Origin of the sequence: Streptomyces fuscichromogenes (assembly GCF_014645815.1) — a bacterium.
GTDB lineage: Bacteria > Actinomycetota > Actinomycetes > Streptomycetales > Streptomycetaceae > Streptomyces > Streptomyces fuscichromogenes.
Map to the genome: position 1 here is coordinate 1 of NZ_BMML01000035.1, position 17068 is coordinate 17068.

Annotated in this window: 16 protein-coding genes; 12 read left to right on the forward strand and 4 right to left on the reverse strand. The window is 70.9% G+C overall.

The features are described from left to right. From IEZ11_RS44435 to IEZ11_RS44450, 4 genes are all read right to left on the reverse strand, one after another. On the reverse strand, positions 1–905 hold a 905-nt coding region (locus IEZ11_RS44435; protein WP_189268785.1), incomplete at its 3' end, for a 2-oxoacid:acceptor oxidoreductase family protein. Positions 906–1107: 202 nt separating this feature from the next. Next, positions 1108–1815 (reverse strand): response regulator transcription factor, encoded by a 708-nt coding sequence (locus tag IEZ11_RS44440; protein ID WP_189268786.1) that lies wholly within the window; start codon positions 1813–1815, stop codon positions 1108–1110. 419 nt (positions 1816–2234) lie between these two features. Beyond that, entirely contained in the window at positions 2235–3614 is a 1380-nt protein-coding gene (locus tag IEZ11_RS44445) for a sensor histidine kinase (RefSeq protein ID WP_189268787.1), read from the reverse strand. A 141-nt stretch (positions 3615–3755) separates the two neighbouring features. Beyond that, positions 3756–4946, reverse strand: coding sequence for a sensor histidine kinase (locus tag IEZ11_RS44450; protein ID WP_189268788.1), 1191 nt, complete (start codon positions 4944–4946; stop codon positions 3756–3758). Between the two features lie 245 nt (positions 4947–5191). Between IEZ11_RS44450 and IEZ11_RS44455 the strand changes: the two genes are divergently transcribed. From IEZ11_RS44455 to IEZ11_RS44510, 12 genes are all read left to right on the forward strand, one after another. Then, on the forward strand, positions 5192–5602 hold the full coding sequence (locus tag IEZ11_RS44455; RefSeq protein ID WP_189268789.1) for an NADH-quinone oxidoreductase subunit A: 411 nt from the start codon (positions 5192–5194) through the stop codon (positions 5600–5602). Then, a complete protein-coding gene (locus IEZ11_RS44460; RefSeq protein WP_189268790.1) occupies positions 5593–6219 on the forward strand; it encodes an NADH-quinone oxidoreductase subunit B in 627 nt (208 codons plus the stop codon). Before IEZ11_RS44455 ends, IEZ11_RS44460 begins: the two co-directional genes overlap by 10 nt. Next, complete coding sequence (locus IEZ11_RS44465; protein ID WP_189268791.1) at positions 6216–7826, forward strand: NADH-quinone oxidoreductase subunit C; 1611 nt, start codon at positions 6216–6218, stop codon at positions 7824–7826. Before IEZ11_RS44460 ends, IEZ11_RS44465 begins: the two co-directional genes overlap by 4 nt. Continuing rightward, positions 7823–8791, forward strand: a complete 969-nt coding sequence (locus IEZ11_RS44470; RefSeq protein ID WP_189268792.1) for a complex I subunit 1/NuoH family protein — start codon at positions 7823–7825, stop codon at positions 8789–8791. Before IEZ11_RS44465 ends, IEZ11_RS44470 begins: the two co-directional genes overlap by 4 nt. A gap of 2 nt (positions 8792–8793) precedes the next feature. Then, positions 8794–9366: a NuoI/complex I 23 kDa subunit family protein gene (locus IEZ11_RS44475; RefSeq protein ID WP_189268793.1), complete on the forward strand. Its 573-nt coding sequence runs from the start codon at positions 8794–8796 to the stop codon at positions 9364–9366. Next, entirely contained in the window at positions 9363–10088 is a 726-nt protein-coding gene (locus IEZ11_RS44480; protein WP_189268794.1) for an NADH-quinone oxidoreductase subunit J family protein, read from the forward strand. Before IEZ11_RS44475 ends, IEZ11_RS44480 begins: the two co-directional genes overlap by 4 nt. Further along, complete coding sequence (nuoK, locus tag IEZ11_RS44485) at positions 10088–10480, forward strand: NADH-quinone oxidoreductase subunit NuoK (RefSeq protein ID WP_189268795.1); 393 nt, start codon at positions 10088–10090, stop codon at positions 10478–10480. Before IEZ11_RS44480 ends, nuoK begins: the two co-directional genes overlap by 1 nt. Beyond that, the gene (locus IEZ11_RS44490) at positions 10477–12471 is read left to right on the forward strand and encodes an NADH-quinone oxidoreductase subunit 5 family protein (RefSeq protein ID WP_189268796.1); all 1995 of its coding nucleotides are present in this window, start codon (positions 10477–10479) and stop codon (positions 12469–12471) included. The genes nuoK and IEZ11_RS44490 overlap by 4 nt, the downstream gene beginning before the upstream one ends. A gap of 6 nt (positions 12472–12477) precedes the next feature. Next, positions 12478–14052 (forward strand): complex I subunit 4 family protein, encoded by a 1575-nt coding sequence (locus IEZ11_RS44495; protein WP_189268797.1) that lies wholly within the window; start codon positions 12478–12480, stop codon positions 14050–14052. Then, entirely contained in the window at positions 14049–15572 is a 1524-nt protein-coding gene (locus tag IEZ11_RS44500; protein WP_189268798.1) for an NADH-quinone oxidoreductase subunit N, read from the forward strand. The genes IEZ11_RS44495 and IEZ11_RS44500 overlap by 4 nt, the downstream gene beginning before the upstream one ends. A 206-nt stretch (positions 15573–15778) precedes the next feature. Then, positions 15779–16642 carry a zinc metalloprotease HtpX gene (htpX, locus tag IEZ11_RS44505; protein ID WP_189268799.1) on the forward strand — a complete coding sequence of 288 codons (864 nt, stop codon included), beginning with the start codon at positions 15779–15781 and terminating at the stop codon, positions 16640–16642. Continuing rightward, positions 16639–17031 (forward strand): YccF domain-containing protein, encoded by a 393-nt coding sequence (locus IEZ11_RS44510; protein WP_189268800.1) that lies wholly within the window; start codon positions 16639–16641, stop codon positions 17029–17031. The genes htpX and IEZ11_RS44510 overlap by 4 nt, the downstream gene beginning before the upstream one ends. The last annotated feature ends 37 nt before the right edge of the window (positions 17032–17068 follow it).

Consider the following 17068-nt stretch of genomic DNA (forward strand, 5'->3'; position numbering starts at 1 on the left):
CTGGACAGCTCGTGCAGGATGTCCGAGGCCGGCGTGATCGGATACGAACCCAGGAACAACGGCAGCCCCGCCTGCCGCGACGCCGCCACCAGACCATAGGCCAACGCCAGGTTGCCGGAGATGTTGCGGTAGGTACCCACCGGGAACGCCGTCGCCGCCGGAGCGATCTCGTAGGAGACCGCGAAGTCCTCCGTCGTCTCCCCGAAGTTCCAGCCCGCCCGGAACGCCACCAGATTCGCCTTCATCACCTCCGGCTTCCGGGCGAACTTCTCCCGCAGGAACCGCTCCGTACCCTCCGTCGGCCGGTGATACATCCACGACAGCAGACCGAGCGCGAACATGTTCTTGCTCCGCTCCGCCTCCTTGCGGGTGAGGTCGAACTCCTTCAGCGCCTCCACGGTGAGCGTGGTCAGCGGCACCGGGTGGAGGCTGTACCCGTCGAGTGACCCGTCCTCCAGGGGCGAGGTGTCGTAGCCGACCTTCTGCATCGCCCGTTTGGTGAATTCGTCCGTGTTGACGATGATCTCCGCACCGCGCGGCACATCGGCGATGTTGGCCTTGAGCGCGGCCGGGTTCATCGCGACCAGGACGTTCGGCGCGTCCCCGGGGGTGAGGATGTCGTGGTCCGCGAAGTGCAGCTGAAACGAGGAAACCCCCGGCAGTGTGCCTGCGGGGGCCCGGATCTCGGCCGGGAAATTCGGCAGCGTCGACAGATCATTACCGAAGGACGCCGTCTCCGACGTGAACCGGTCGCCCGTCAGCTGCATACCGTCACCCGAGTCCCCCGCGAACCGGATGATCACCCGATCCAGGCGCCGGACGGCCTTCACACCGCCCGGCTTGCGCTGTTCTCCCACGACGGTTCCGTCGGCCTGTTCCGTTGTCCTGCTGACCTGGCTGGTCACTGAACTGGACCTCCTTCGAGGCGGCTGTCCGGGAGCGGTCGTCCCACGGACCATCCCGTAATCAACCCTACGTCGGTTAGGGTCGCCTTCCCGTGCCCACTCACATGCTGGACGGGTTTCTGAGACGACCTGTCGCCCTGACTTGTCACGATTTTCCCTCCCCCTGGCCGCCTTCCGGCGCCGACACGGTGCCGTCGGCCCGTCAGGAGTTCAGATACGTCAGAACGGCCAGAACGCGCCGGTGGTCACCGTCGCTCTGGGCGAGCCCGAGTTTGAGGAAGATGTTGCTGACGTGCTTCTCGACGGCTCCGTCGCTCACCACCAGCTGGCGCGCGATCGCCGAGTTCGTCCGCCCCTCGGCCATCAGCCCCAGCACCTCCCGCTCCCGCGGGGTGAGGCCCGCAAGGACGTCCTGCTTCCGGCTCCGGCCCAGCAACTGCGCGACGACCTCCGGGTCCAGCGCCGTACCGCCCGCGGCGACCCGCACCACGGCGTCCACGAACTCCCGCACCTCGGCGACCCGGTCCTTCAGCAGATAGCCCACGCCCCGGCTGGAACCGGCCAGCAGTTCGGTGGCGTAGCGCTCCTCCACGTACTGCGACAGCACCAGCACCCCGAGCCCCGGATGAGTCTTCCGCAGCCGTACGGCCGCCCGCACGCCCTCGTCGGTGTGCGTCGGCGGCATCCGCACATCCGCGACGACGACGTCCGGCAGCGCGTCCTGGGCGTCCAGGTCGGCGATGGTCTTGACCAGCGCCTCTGCGTCTCCGACACCCGCGACGACGTCATGCCCCCGATCGGTCAGCAGCCGGGTCAGCCCCTCCCTGAGCAGCACGGAATCCTCGGCGATGACCACCCGCACCCTGTCCTCCACGATCTCCCGGCCCCCCACACCCCGTCCGGCATACATGCCTGCCCTGTCCAAAAGACCAGCATTCCAGCATTCGAACCGGAGCGCGTGCGGGTAACGAGAGGAGCCGAACCAAATCAGGCCGCCCACTGGCCCGCGTCCCCACCCCCCAGCCTGTCCGCCGCCTGAGGACGGAAGTCCCCCCAGCCCGTCCGGCGTCTGAGGACGAGATCCGGTCCGCGCCCCTTCCAGCCTGTCCGGCGTCTGAGGGCGAGATCGGGTCCGCACTCCTTCCAGCCTGTCCGGTGCTTGAGGGCGAGATCGGGTCCGCCCCCCTCCAGCCCGTCCGGCGTTTGAGGACGAGGCCGTTCAGGCCGAAGCGGGGGTCCGGGGGCGGCAGCCCCCGAATCGGGCGGTCGAAGGGGGCCCACCCCCTGGAGGATGGGACGGGTAGGGGCGGCGGGGGCGAGAACCCGCCCTCAGCCACGCCAGGGCAGCTCCGCCGTCACCCGCGTAGGCCCACCCACCGGCGAGTCCACCACCAGAATCCCGTCCACGGCGTCCAGCCGCTCGGCCAGCCCCGCCAGCCCCGACCCCGCCGCGGTGTCCGCACCCCCCAACCCGTCATCCACGACCTGCAGCATCAACCGGTCCTCACTCCGCCACACATCCACCTCCGCCCCCCTCGCCCGCGCATGCTTGCTGACGTTCTGAAGCAGCTCGGACACCGTGAAGTACGCGATCCCCTCGATCGCCGCCGCCGGCCGCTCCGCCAGGTCGACCTCCACCCGCACCGGCACCGTGCACCGCGAGGCCACCGCGGACAGCGCCGCGTCCAGCCCCCGGTCGGTCAGCACCGCCGGATGGATCCCGCGGGCCAGATCCCGCAGCTCCTGCAACGCGGTCTTCACCTCACCATGCGCCTCGTCCACCATCCGCGCCGCGACCTGCGGATCCTCCCGCAGCTTCTCCTTCGCCAGCCCCAGATCCATGGCCAGCGCCACCAGCCGCGCCTGCGCCCCGTCATGCAGATCCCGCTCGATGCGCCGCAGGTCGGCGGCGGCGGTGTCCACGACGACCCCCCGGTCGGACTCCAGCTCCACCACCCGCGACGCCAGCCTCGACGGCCCCAGCAGCCCGTGCACCATCACCCGGTCCACCAGCGTCAACGCTCGTACGATCCACGGCGTGGCCAGCGTGAACAGCAGTCCCACCAGCGCGGTCACCGTGATCTCGAACGGGTTGTCGAGGTAGACGCTGTGGTGCGCGTCGCCGTACAGCTGGAGCCCGCCCTGCCCGGCCCACACCGGGAACACCCAGAACCACAGCGGATACGTCAACAGGGCCCAGCCGTACGCCCAGAAGTTGACGGCGACGACGAAGGAGAACATCGACCACGGGAACTGGATGACCGCGTACAGCAGATGACGCCAGGACGTACCGCTCTTCAGCACCGCGCCGACCCAGGGGAAGAATCCCGGCTTGCGCATCCGCAGCGGCTCCGGGTCGGCCACCTCCAGCTTCAGCAGCCCACGCGCGCGTGCCCGTTCCAGAGCCCCGAAGCCACGGCATCCGGCGAGGGCCACCGCCAGCAGCGGGATCCCGATGAAGGTCACCAGCAGACCGACGCCCAGGGCCAGCATCGTCACGGTCCACACGAACAGCGTGACGCCGACCGGAAGGCCCAGCAGGACATAGCCGAACTCACGCCAGCTGCGAGCCTCGAACGGTGCCCGCAGCACGGCCGGTACCCGATGCCGACGCCCGCCGTACGGCTCGTATCCGTACCCGTCGTCCTGCCCGTACCCGTACCCGTACCCGTAGCCGTGCTCGTACCCGTGTCCGTATTCCGTGGCCATCGGCGCCGTCCCGTCCTGTCCAGCCCTGCCTCATCGGCCTGTCCTGCCGTACCTCCACCCTGCTGTGCCGCAGGTCCACGGACCATGGAGTCCGTCGGCCTCTTGAACGGGGGGTTTTCCCCACCCCTCCCACGCGCTTCGCTACGCCCGGTCGCGCCAGGGCAGCTCCGCGGTCACCGTCGTGGGACCGCCGGCCGGTGAGTCCACGACGAACAGGCCGTCGACCGCACCCAGCCGCTCCGCGAGCCCCCGCATCCCGGAGCCGCCGTCCAGGCTCGCCCCGCCGTGCCCGTCGTCCCGCACCTGGATCAGCAGCCGGTCGTCGGCCCGCCACACGTCCACCGACGCGGTCCGCGCCCCGCTGTGCTTGCTGATGTTCTGGAGCAACTCGGAGACGGTGAAATAGGCGATGCCCTCGATCGCGGGCGCCGGTCTCGACGGCAGGTCGGCGGTCACCTGGACCGGCACCGTGCAGCGCGTCGCAACCGACGACAGCGCCGCGTCCAGCCCCCGGTCGGTCAGCACCGCCGGATGGATGCCCCGGGCGAGATCTCTGAGCTCCTGGAGCGCCAGCTTCACCTCGCCGTGGGCCTCCTCGACCATCGCGGCGGCCCCGTCGGGATCCTCCAGCAGCTTCTCCTTCGCCAGGCCGAGCCCCATCGCCAGATTGACGAGCCGGGCCTGCGCGCCGTCGTGCAGATCCCGCTCGATGCGCCGCAGGTCGGCGGCGGCCGTGTCGACGACCACCCCCCGGTCCGACTCCAGCTCGGCGATACGGCGCTCCAGCTCGTCCGAGGGCGACAGCAGCCCGCGCACCATCGCCCGGTCCACGTTCGCCAGCCCGCGTGCGACGAACGGCAGCACCGGCCACAGCACGAACAGCGAGACCAGCGTCGTGCAGAAGGTGAGCACGCCCCACGGCAGCCGGATGAAGTCGTACAACAGCGTCCGCCAGGCCACCGGATCCTTCAACGTCATCCACAGCCGCTGAGTGCCCGCACCGCGCCCGGCCCACGGCAGCGGGGTCGGCTCCTCCACCCGCACCCCGAGCAGCGCACGCGCGCGTGCCCGCTCCAGCTTCCCCAGCTGCCGGGCGCCCAGCAGGGTCGCGGCGAGCAGAGGGATACCGATCACCGTCAGCGTCAGTACACCGCTCACCCACACCGTCGTGACGACATAGACGAAGCCGAGCAGCGACATCGGCAGGTTCAGCAGGAGGTGCGCGATCTCCTTCCAGGTGTGACCGTCGAAGGCGAAGCGCACGGGCGGCAGCCGCTCGTGGTCCTCCGCGCCGTCGGCGAAGCTGCGGGATCTGGGTGCGGGTGCGGTCATGTGCGCCAGCGTGCCGTGTGCCGTGGCGCGACGCCATGGAGTTCGCCGCCCGGGACGTCCTGGGGAAAACCCCACCAGTCGCCCCCGGTCCCGCTTTCCCCTGTCCCACCGTGTGACGGCCTGCTTACCGTGTCTTTATCAGGGCCTAGACTCCCGTGCGTACAGATCGTCGAATCAAGAGTTGACTGAGGTCACGGCACCGGGCCGGTCGGGCCCGTGGTCTGTCGAGGGAGCGAGGACGGGCTATGCGGGAGACGGTGGGCGGTGAACCGACCGCGGTCCTCGCCGCGGACTACTTCGCGTCCTACTCGGTCGTGGGACTGCTGGCGCTGGTCGGCGTGGTCTTCGTCGCCGTCGCCTTCGGCGCCGGCCGGCTGCTGCGCCCGGTGGTCCCCACCCCCGAGAAACTCCTCACCTACGAGTGCGGCGTCGATCCCGTCGGCGAGGGCTGGGCCCATACCCAGGTCCGCTACTACGTCTACGCCTTCCTCTACGTCATCTTCGCCGTCGACTCGATCTTCCTGTTCCCCTGGGCGACGGTCTTCGCCGCCCCCGGCTACGGCGCGACCACGCTCGTGGAGATGTTCGTCTTCCTCGGCTTCCTCACCGTCGGCCTGCTGTACGCATACAAGAAGGGCGTCCTGACATGGACGTGACGCCGGAGCCCGTGCCGCTGCCGGAGCCGCAAAGGCTGGGCGCGCTCGCCCGCCTCGCCCCCGAACCGATGAAGGTCGTCCTCAACTGGGGCCGCCGCTACTCGCTCTGGGTCTTCAACTTCGGTCTCGCCTGCTGCGCGATCGAGTTCATCGCCGCGTCGATGGCCCGCCACGACTTCATCCGCCTCGGGGTGATCCCCTTCGCACCGGGCCCCCGCCAGGCCGACCTGATGGTGGTCTCGGGCACGGTCACCGACAAGATGGCCCCGGCGGTCAAGCGTCTGTACGAGCAGATGCCCGAACCGAAGTACGTCATCTCCTTCGGCGCCTGCTCGAACTGCGGCGGCCCCTACTGGGACTCCTACTCCGTCACCAAGGGCGTCGACCAGATCATCCCCGTCGACGTCTACGTCCCCGGCTGCCCGCCGCGCCCCGAGGCGCTCCTCCAGGGCATCCTCAAACTCCAGGAGAAGATCGCCGCGGAGTCCCTGGGCGAGCGCTACAGCACCACCCCCCGCCCGTCCGCCGCGGCCCTCCAGAGCGGCCTGGTCCGGCCGCCGGCCCCCACGGCTTCCGCGGCCCCCGCGGCCGACGAGGGCGAGGGGGACGCGCGATGACGACCCCGCCCGGCTGGCTGCCGGCCCCCGTCGAGGAACTCTTCGGCACGGACGCCACAGCCGACGAGTCCTACGACGTGCTGACCGTCGACGTGCCTCCCGCCGCCTGGCTCGCCGCCCTGGAGACCGCCCGTACTACCCTCTCCTGCACCTACTTCGACTGGCTGAGCGCGGTCGACGAACCCGGCACCGGCTTCCGCGTCTCCGCCCATGTCGTCGCCCTCGCCCCGGTCCGCCGTCTGCTCCTGCGTACGACCGTCCCGCACACCGCCCCCGAACTCCCGTCCGCCGTGGGCGTCTACGCGGGCGCCCGCTGGCACGAACGCGAGACCCACGAGATGTTCGGCGTCCGCTTCACCGGCCACCCCGGCCTGGACCACCTCCTCCTTCCGGAAACCTTCGAGGGCCACCCCCTCCGCAAGGACTTCGTCCTCGCCGCCCGCGTCGCCAAGGCCTGGCCCGGCGCCAAGGAACCGGGCGAGTCCGACCACGGCGGCCCCAAGCGCCGCCAGATGCTCCCCCCGGGCGTCCCCGACCCCAACGAGTGGGGCCCCCTCAAGGGCCAACTCCCGCCCGCCCCCACCCGCCCGACACGAGCCGCAGCAGGCCGCACCACCGGCGAACGCCCGGCCCGCGCTGTCGCCGAACGCCCGGCCCGCGCTGCCGTGGACCGCCCGGTACGCCGCTCACGAACGGCCGCGGAAGGCTCGGCGAGCCAGCCGACAGGAATGGCCGAGCCGACAGGAACGGCCGAGCCGACCGAGTCGGTCGAGCCGAGCGGGCCGAGCGGGCCGACTGCGGTGGGTGCGGCAGATGCGACCCGGCCGACGGTCGCTCCGCGCCGGGCACGGACTGCGAGCGAGGGTTCCGCCACGCAGCGGACGGTCTCCGGTGCGGAGGAGGCGCCGACAGAGGAGAGCGCCGTGGAAGGCACCGGTGTGGCGGCGACCGCACCTGCCACCGAGCCGCCGGCTGCTCCCCGAGGGCCGCGCCGGGCACGCACCGCCTCGGGCGGCTCCGCTTCACAGCGCGCGCAGGAGACGGAAGCGCCTGCGGCACCGGCCGAGCCGCCCCGCCCCGCAGCCCCCCGCAGCTCGGACGCGCCGTGGCACCACGCCCGTCCGGCCTTCGACGAACCGGAGGCCGGAACGGCAACCGGGACGCCGACCGCCCTGACGGAGACAGTAGGAACCGAGGCCGGAACCGGGTCCGGGACCGGGTCCGGGTCTGAGACCGAGACCAAGGCTGACGCGCCGGAGGCGGGGGAGCCGACGGCATCCGCGACGCCAGCTTCGGAGCCGACGGCGCTGAAGCCGACTGGACCGCAGCCGACGGCACCGGAGCCGACCGAACCGAGGGCGGCCGAACCGAGGGCGGCCGAGTCGGACCCCGCCGCGTCCACGGAGCCCGAGCCGGAGCCTGCCGAGCCCGACGCATCCGAGGACTCCGGCCCTGAACCGTCAACATCACAGGCTCCGGTCTCCGATACCCCGGCCCCCGAAGCCGCCGTGTCCGACGCCCCGCACGGCCCCGAAGTCCAGCCCACGGACGCCGCCACCCCCGAACGCCCCACTCCCCACGACGACCCCGCAGGAGGCCCGCAGTGAACGACGCTCTGGACGTCGGCCTGCGACTGCTCGCCGTGTTCGTCGTCTTCCTCACCTTCCCCCTGATCGTTGGTCAGACCGAGCACAAGGTGATGGCCCATATGCAGGGCCGCCTCGGCCCGATGTACGCCGGTGGTTTCCACGGCTGGGCCCAGCTGATCGCCGACGGCGTGAAGTTCGCGCAGAAGGAGGACGTGGTCCCGGCGGGCGCGGACCGCCGCGTCTTCCAGCTGGCCCCCGCGGTGGCCCTCCTCCCGTATCTGCTCGTGCTGCTCGCCATCCCGATCGGCCCCGGCGAGGGCGCGGTCGGCCAGGTCCTGGACGCGGGTGTGTTCTTCGTACTGGCCGTGATGGGCGTCGGTGTCCTCGGCTCGCTCATGGCCGGCTGGGCCAGCGCCAACAAGTTCTCCCTCCTCGGCGGCCTGCGCACCGCCGCCCAGCTCCTCGCCTACGAACTCCCGATGCTGCTCGCCGCCGCCTCCGTGGCGATGGCGGCCGGCACCGTCTCCCTGCCGGGCATCGTCAGCTCCTTCCACTGGTGGTGGCTGCCCTGGCAGATCACCGGCGGCCTGGTCTTCTTCGTCGCCGGTCTCGCGGAGCTCCAACGGCCTCCGTTCGACATGCCCGTCGCCGACTCGGAGATCATCTTCGGCGCGTACACCGAGTACACCGGCCTGCGTTTCGCGCTGTTCCTGCTCGCCGAGTACGCAGGGATCGTCGTCCTGTGCGGCCTGACCACCGTCCTCTTCCTGGGCGGCTGGCACGGTCCGTGGGGTGCGGACGGCCTCGGCTGGCTGTGGACCCTCCTGAAGACGGCGCTCCTCGCCTTCGTCGTGATCTGGCTTCGCGTCACCTACCCCCGCCTGCGTGAGGACCAGCTGCAGAAGTTCTCCTGGACCCTCCTCGTCCCCCTCTCTCTCGCCCAGATCGCCCTCACCGGCATCGTCAAGGTGGTGATCTCCTAACCGTGGCTCCCATTCCCGGCAGTGGCCTCGCCAAGGGCCTGGCCGTCACCCTGCGCACGATGACCCGGAAGTCGGTCACCGAGCAGTACCCGGACGCCCTGCCCGACCTCCCGCCCCGCACCCGGGGTGTGATCGGGCTGTTCGAGGAGAACTGCACGGTCTGCATGCTCTGCGCCCGTGAGTGCCCCGACTGGTGCATCTACATCGACTCCCACAAGGAGACCGTCCCGGCGGCGGCCCCGGGCGGCCGCGAGCGCAGCCGCAACGTCCTGGACCGCTTCGCCATCGACTTCTCCCTGTGCATGTACTGCGGTATCTGCATCGAGGTCTGTCCTTTCGACGCCCTGTTCTGGTCCCCGGAGTTCGAGTACGCCGAGACCGACATCCACGAACTCACCCACGAACGCGACAAGCTCCGCGAGTGGATGTGGACGGTCCCGGCCCCGCCCGCCCTCGACCCCGGCGCGGAGGAACCGAAGGAGATCGCCGCCGCACGCAAGACCGCCGAGAAGCTCGCGGCCGCCCAGGCCGAACCGGTCGCCGACCGGGCCGAGCCGGGAGAGGGGGAGTCGTGAGCCCGCTCGCCCAGGCGCCGCACGGCTTCCTGTCCCCGACCGGCGTGGAGATCGCCTTCCTCCTCGTCGGCCTGGTCACCTTCGGCGCCGCCCTCGTCACGGTCACCACCCGCCAGCTGGTGCACGCCGCCCTGTGGCTGGTGGTCGCCCTCGGCGGGATCGCCGTCGAGTACCTGCTGCTCACCGCCGAGTTCATCGCCTGGGTACAGGTCCTCATCTATGTGGGTTCCGTAGTCGTCCTCCTCCTTTTCGGTCTGATGCTCACCAAGGCTCCGATCGGCCGCTCCCCGGACGCCGACTCCGGAAACCGCTGGGTCGCGCTGGCCGTCGCCGCGGCCGCCGCGGCCTCCCTGGTCTGGGTGGTCGTGGACGCCTTCCGTGCCACCTGGATCGACCTGGACGGCGCCGCCGCCGGCTCGACGAAGGTCACCGGTGCGAGCCTCTTCCAGAACTGGGTCCTGCCCTTCGAAGCCCTCTCCGTCCTCCTTCTCGCGGCCCTGGTCGGCGCGATCGTCCTGTCCCGGAAGGCGAAGGCGGAGTCGGCCCCGCCCCCTGTGAACGGCCGAGCCGTCACACAGAGTTCCCCTCCCGTCACGGATTCCGGGATTCACCCGATCGGGGACAGGACAGAGCAGGATCCCCAGCAGCAACCCCAGCAGCAACCCGAGTCGGGGTCTGAGCCGAAGTCCGAGCCGAAGCCCGAGCAGGAAGGCGCCCGCTGATGCACCTCGCCTATCCCGCCGTTCTCTCCGCTCTCCTCTTCTGCACCGGCCTGTACGGAGTCCTGGCCCGCCGCAACGCGATCCTCGTCCTGATGTCGGTGGAGCTGATGCTCAACGCCGTCAACCTCAACCTCGTCGCCTTCGACGTCTGGCTCAGCAAGGCCGCCCGGGACACCCTGCACTCCGGCCAGGCCCTGACCCTGTTCACCATCGCCATCGCGGCCGCCGAGATCGGCATCGGCCTGGCGATCGTCCTCGCCGTCCACCGCAACCGCGGCACCTCCGACATCGACCGGCTCCGCGACACCGCCGAGGGCCACGACGACGGCACGCCCACCGGAGAGACCGACGAGGCCGGAGAGGCCGACGAGAAGGCTGAGGCCACCGCGTGACCACGACCACCCTCGCCGTCCTCGTCCCCCTCCTGCCGTTCCTCGGCGCCGCCGCCGGTCTGCTCCTCGGGCGCACCGCCCCCGGATTCGTCCGCCCGCTCGCCGTCCTGCCGACGCTCGCCGCGCTGGCCCTCGCCTGCACGGTCGCCGCCGACCAGGGCGGCGGCCAGGCCGTGGACGCCCACACCGAGCTCACCCCGACCGGCTCGGTCCCCATCGAACTCGCCCTGCACATCGACGGCTTCGCCGCCCTCGTCGCCGTCCTGGTCGCCTTCGTCGCCACCTGCGTGCAGATCTACTCCACCGGCTACCTGCGCGACGACCCGCGCTACCCCTCCTACGCCGCCCTCGTCTCCCTGTTCACCTCCGCGATGCTGCTGGTCGTCTACTCCGGCGACCTGATCGTGCTGCTGGTCGGCTGGGAAGTCATGGGCATCTGCTCCTACTTCCTGGTCGGCCACTACTGGGAGACCCCCGAGGCACGCGCCGCCTCCGTCAAGGCCTTCCTGGTCACCAAGCTCGGCGACGTGCCGTTCCTGATCGGCCTGTTCGCGCTGGCCACCGACGCCGGGTCGTTCCGCATCAGCACGGTCCTCGGCGCCGTCGCGAACGGCGGGCTGCACCATCCCACCCTGGTCGGCCTGCTGCTCCTGTGCGGTGTGGCCGGCAAGTCCGCGCAGTTCCCGCTGCACACCTGGCTCCCCGACGCGATGGCCGGCCCGACCCCCGTCTCCGCGCTGATCCATGCCGCGACGATGGTCGCCGCCGGTGTCTACTTCGTCGCCCGTCTCCTTCCGGTCTTCGAAGCCAGCGCGGCCGTGATGGTCGTCCTCGCCGTGATGGCCGCGGTCACGATGGTCGGCTCGGCCCTCGCCGCACTCGCCCAGGACGACATCAAGCGCGTCCTCGCCTACTCGACGATCGGCCAGCTCGGCTACATGACCGGCGCCCTCGCCGTCGGCGACCGCGGTGCCGCCGTCTTCCACCTCCTGTCCCACGGCGCCTTCAAGGCGCTGCTGTTCCTCGCGGCCGGCGTGGTCATCCACGCCTCCGGCACCAACTCGCTGGCCGTCATGTCCCGCACCTCCGGCCTGCGCGACCGCGTCCCGGACGCCTACTGGACGATGACCGTGGCCCTGCTCGCGCTCGCCGCGATCCCTCCCTTCAGCGGCTTCTTCTCCAAGGAGTCCGTCCTGGGTGCCGCCGAGCACGTCGCCACCGGCCACACCGAGCACGCCCCCGGCAGCGCCGGCTGGATCGTCCTGGCCGCGGGCCTGGCCACCGCCCTGCTCACCGCCGCCTACGCGACCCGGCTGTGGCTGCTGACCTTCCGGGGCCAGGGGACCGAGGCCGTGGACCACGGACGGCAGCCGCTGTCCATGACCGTGGTGCTGTGGGTCCTGGCCGTCCCGTCCCTCGCCTTCGGCGGGTTCGCCTACCGCTCGCTGCCCGGCTGGTTCGACGGCCGCGCCCTCACCCCGACCCTCACCACGTCGGTCCTCGGCACCGGCCTCGCGCTCGTCGGCGGACTGCTCACCTACGGCGCCTGGCAGCGCACCAGGGCGCTGGCCGCCCGCACCCCGCTGGGTGCCGTCGCCGCCCACCCGGAGGGCGACGCGGGGCTGGTCGAGGCCGAGGTCATCGCCGCCCACAAGCCCGCCTTCGGCGACGTGGCCTACGCACCCGACCCGGCCGACCCCGGCCGGCTGCTGCTCGGTCCGCTGCAGCGTCACGCGGCCGATGGTTTCCACCTGGACGCCGCCTACGACGCGCTGTTCGTCCGTCCGGTGCTGGCCGCCGCGAGCCTCGTCCAGTTCCTCGACCGAGAGGTCGTCGACACCTACGTCCGCGGGGCAGGTGCTCTGCCCCGAGTGCTCGGCGCGGCCGTACGGCGGGCCCAGACCGGCAACGTCCAGACCTATGTGAGCGCGCTGCTCGCCGGCACCGTCGTCCTGGCGGTCGCCGTACTCCTCGTCGCCACGGGAGCGTGAGCAGGCGTGATCGATATCAGCGAATCCGTGATGCAGTTCCTTCTGGCATTGATCGTCGCCGGCCCGCTCCTCGGCGCCGTCGCCGCCCTGCTGCCCGCCCCGCCCGGGCTGAGAGGGAAGTCGCCCGAGCAGGCCGTGCTCCGCCACGGCGTGACCGTGACCGGCGCGGTCCTCGTCGCCGCGATCGTCCTCGCGCTCGGCTTCGACCAGGACCATCCGTCGAGGATGCAGGCCACGACCGACATCAGCTGGATCCCCGCACTCGACGTGCGCATCCACCTCGGCATCGACGGCATCTCCCTCCCCCTCGTGGTCCTGACCGCGCTGCTGACCTTCCTCTGCGCGCTCTACTCGTACTTCAACCCGCCCAAGGGCCCGTCCCCGAAGGCCTTCGTCGCCCTGCTGCTCGTCCTGGAGTCCGGCACCCTCGCCAGCTTCGCCGTCCTCGACCTGCTGCTGTTCTTCCTCGCGTTCGAGACGGTGCTCATCCCGATGTACTTCCTCATCGCCCGCTGGGGCGGCGAGGGGCGGACCCGGGCCGCCTGGAAGTTCATCCTGTTCACGCTGCTCGGGTCCGTCGTCATGCTGCTGGGCCTGCTCCTGATCGGAATCAAGGCGGGCACCTTCGACATGGTGGCACTCGCCACTGACAACGGCCGGTCGCTGACCTCGTCCGTGCAGGTCATCGCCGTTCTGGCGATCGGGATCGGGCTCGCGGTCAAGACCCCGATGTGGCCCCTGCACAGCTGGCTGCCGGACGCCCACACCGCCGCGCCGACCGTCGGCTCGGTCCTGCTGGCCGGTGTCATGCTCAAGATGGGCACGTACGGGTTCGTGCGGATCCTGCTGCCGGTCGCGCCGGACGGATTCCGCACCTTCGCGCCGTACCTCGCCGCCTTCGCCGTCGTCGGGATCATCTACGGATCCCTGGCCTGCCTGAACCTGGCCAAGAAGGGCGCGAAGGGCGACCTCAAGCGACTGATCGCCTACTCCTCCGTCGGCCACATGGGCTTCGTCCTGCTCGGCATCGCCACCATGACCCCGACCGGCGTGAACGGCGCCCTGTTCGCCAACATCGCCCACGGCCTGATCACCGGCCTGCTGTTCTTCCTGGTCGGAGGCCTGAAGGACCGCACCGGCACGACCGACCTGGACGCACTCGCCGAGGAGACCGGCGCCGCGCTGTACGGCAAGGCACCGCGCCTCGGCGGACTGCTCGCGTTCGCCGCCGTCGCCTCTCTCGGACTGCCCGGCCTCGCCGGATTCTGGGGCGAGATGCTGGCCCTCTTCGGCGCGTTCGAACCCGCCGCCGGCCTCAGCCGCCCGGCCTTCCTGACCTTCATGGCGATCGCCGCCTTCGGCACCCTGTTGACGGCCGCGTACATGCTGGCCGTGGTCCGCCGCGTCTGCATGGGCGCCCTACCGCAGGACATGCCGGAACTCGCCGACGTCCGCACCTACGAGTTCGCGGCCTGGACCCCGCTCGTCGTCCTCACCGTCGTCGCCGGACTGTGGCCGAAGGCCCTGCTCGGTCTGACCGACCCGGCCGTTCAGCAGCTCCTCGCAGGAGGCACCCGATGAGCGCCCTGGCCCAGCCGCCGGTCGCGAACCTCGTCCAGTCCGTCGACTGGCTCGCCATCGCCCCGCCCACCCTCACCGCGGTCGTCGGCCTGGTCGTCCTGGTCGCCGACCTGTTCGTGCCCGAGGCCAGGAAACCCCTCCTCGGCTGGGTCTCGGTCGCCGGACTCGCCGCGGCCGCCCTGCTGCTGCTCCCGCTCCTCGGCCACGACCGCAGCACCTTCTGCCTGACGGGCGCCACGCGCGCGTGCAGCTACACGGCCGACCGGTTCACCCTGGTCGTGCAGTTCCTCGTCCTCGGCGGCGCCCTGCTCACAGCTCTGCTGTCCATCACCACCCTCAAGGACGGCAACCGCCGCTACCCCCAGGGCGAGTTCTGGTTCCTGCTGCTCTCCTCGGCCGCCGGAGCGGCCCTGCTGCCCGCCTCCCGCGACCTCGCCACCCTCATCGTCGCCCTGGAAGTGGCCTCGCTGCCCGCCTTCGCCCTCGTCGGCATCCGGCACGGCGACAAGAGGTCCTCCGAAGCGGCCCTGAAGTTCTTCCTGTCCTCGGTGACCGCGACCGCCGTGAGCCTCATGGGCGTCAGCTTCGTCTACGCCACCACCGGCAGCCTCTACCTCACCCAGGTCGCCGACCGGATCCAGCACGTCGACGGACAGCTGCACACGCTCGCCCAGACGGGCGTCGTCCTCACCCTTGTGGGTTTCGCGTTCAAGACGGCCGCCGTACCGTTCCACTTCTGGGTGCCCGACACCTACGTCGGCGCCCCACTCCCGGTCGCCGCCTACCTGTCGGTCGTCGGCAAGGCCGTCGGCTTCTCCGGCCTGATCCTGGTCACCGTCGTCGCCTTTCCGTCGTACGCCGACGTCTGGGGACCCGCGCTCGCCGCCCTGGCCGCCCTCACCATGACCGTCGGCAACGTGGCAGCCCTGCGCCAGCAGGCCACGCGCGCGTACAGCGCGGTACGGCTGCTCGCCTGGTCGTCGGTGGGCCAGGCCGGCTATCTGCTGGTGCCGATCGCCGCCGCCGGATACACCAGGGACGCCCAGAAGGCCGTCGGCTCCACCGTCGCCTACGCCCTCATGTACGCGGCCGTGAACCTCGGGGCCTTCGCGGTGGCCGCCGCCGTCGCCCGTACCGCACGGCTCAACCGGGTCTCCGACTACCGCGGCCTGTACGCCAGGAACCCGCTCGCCGCACTGCTCCTCGCGTTCTTCCTGCTCTGCCTCGCCGGACTCCCACCTGGTGTCATCGGCCTGTTCGCGAAGGTCACCGTCTTCTCGGTGGCCGTCGACTCCGGCCTCGGCTGGCTCGCCGTCGTCATGGCCGTCAATGTCGTGATCGCTCTCTACTACTACCTCCAGTGGGCGGCCCTGCTGTTCCGCGCTCCCGAGGGCGAACCCGCCCGGCACCGGCTCCCGGCCCCCCTCACGGCCGCGCTCGCCCTCACCGGCACCCTCGGCGTCGTCCTCTCCGGGGCACCGCAACTCGTGCTCCGCTTCGCCGGCACCGGCCTGTTCTGACGCCCCGTACGCGCGCCCGGCGCGGCTGTCACCCGGACGGCTCACGCGGCGCACCGCGGGCACAAGGGAACTAGTGGCCGTCGCCTGGCGTTGACCAGTGCGAAAGGGTCCACTGGACGTGACACCACGACACCGGTGGCATCGCAGATCGGAAGGCAGCACCGCAGGCAAAGGGTTCCCCTGCCGCACGACTTGGAGGGCGTACCGTGCACCGCCGGCACAACGGGCTCAGGACCGCAGTTCTCCTCGGGGGACTGTCGGCACTCATCATCGTCATCGGCAGCTTCTTCGGCCGAACGGGTCTGATCGTCGCGGTCCTCGTCGCCCTCGGCACGAACGCGTACGCGTACTGGAACAGCGACAAACTGGCGCTACGCGCGATGCGCGCACGCCCGGTCAGCGAGTTCGAGGCCCCGGCCCTGTACCGGATGGTCCGCGAGCTCTCCACCCAGGCCCGCCAGCCCATGCCCCGCCTGTACATCTCCCCGACGGAGGCACCGAACGCCTTCGCCACGGGCCGCAATCCGCGCAACGCCGCCGTGTGCTGCACGGAGGGCATCCTGCGCATCCTGGACGAGCGCGAGCTGCGCGGTGTCATCGGCCACGAGCTCAGCCACGTCTACAACCGCGACATCCTCATCTCCTCGGTCGCCGGAGCCCTCGCCTCGGTGATCATGTTCCTGGTCAACTTCGCCTGGCTGATCCCGGTCGGCCGTTCGGACGACGACGACGGCCCCGGCTTCCTCGGCCTGCTGCTCATCATGATCCTGGGCCCGCTCGCCGCCACCGTCATCCAGCTGGCCATCAGCCGTTCCCGGGAGTACGAGGCGGACGCGTCCGGCGCCCAGATCACCGGCGACCCCCTCGCCCTCGCCAGCGCCCTGCGCAAGCTGGACGCCGGCACCAAGCAGCTCCCGTTGCCCCCTGAGCCCCGGATCGAGACCGCGAGCCACATGATGATCGCGAACCCCTTCCGCCCGGGCCAGGGACTGTCCAAGATGTTCTCTACGCACCCGCCCATGGCGGACCGGATCGCCCGGCTAGAGAAGATGGCAGGTCGCCAGCAGTGAAGACCATCCTGAACATCATTTGGCTCGTCCTGAGCGGCTTCTGGCTGTTCCTCGGCTACCTGCTCGCGGGCGTGATCCTCTGCGTCACGGTCATCGGCATTCCCTTTGGCATAGCGGCGTTCCGTATCGGCGTGTACGCCCTGTGGCCCTTCGGGTACACGACCGTGGAGCGGCGCGACGCGGGTGCTCCCTCCTGCGTCGGCAACGTCCTGTGGCTGGTCCTCGCGGGCTGGTGGCTGGCCCTCGCCCACATCGTCACCGGCATCGCGATGTGCCTGACGATCATCGGTATCCCGTTCGGCATCGCCAACTTCAAGCTGATCCCGGTGTCCCTGCTCCCGCTCGGACGCGAGATCGTGCCCACGGACCAGCCGTTCGCGACCCGCTGACCACTTCTCGTCTCCCCGCTCGATCTCATCCGATGCC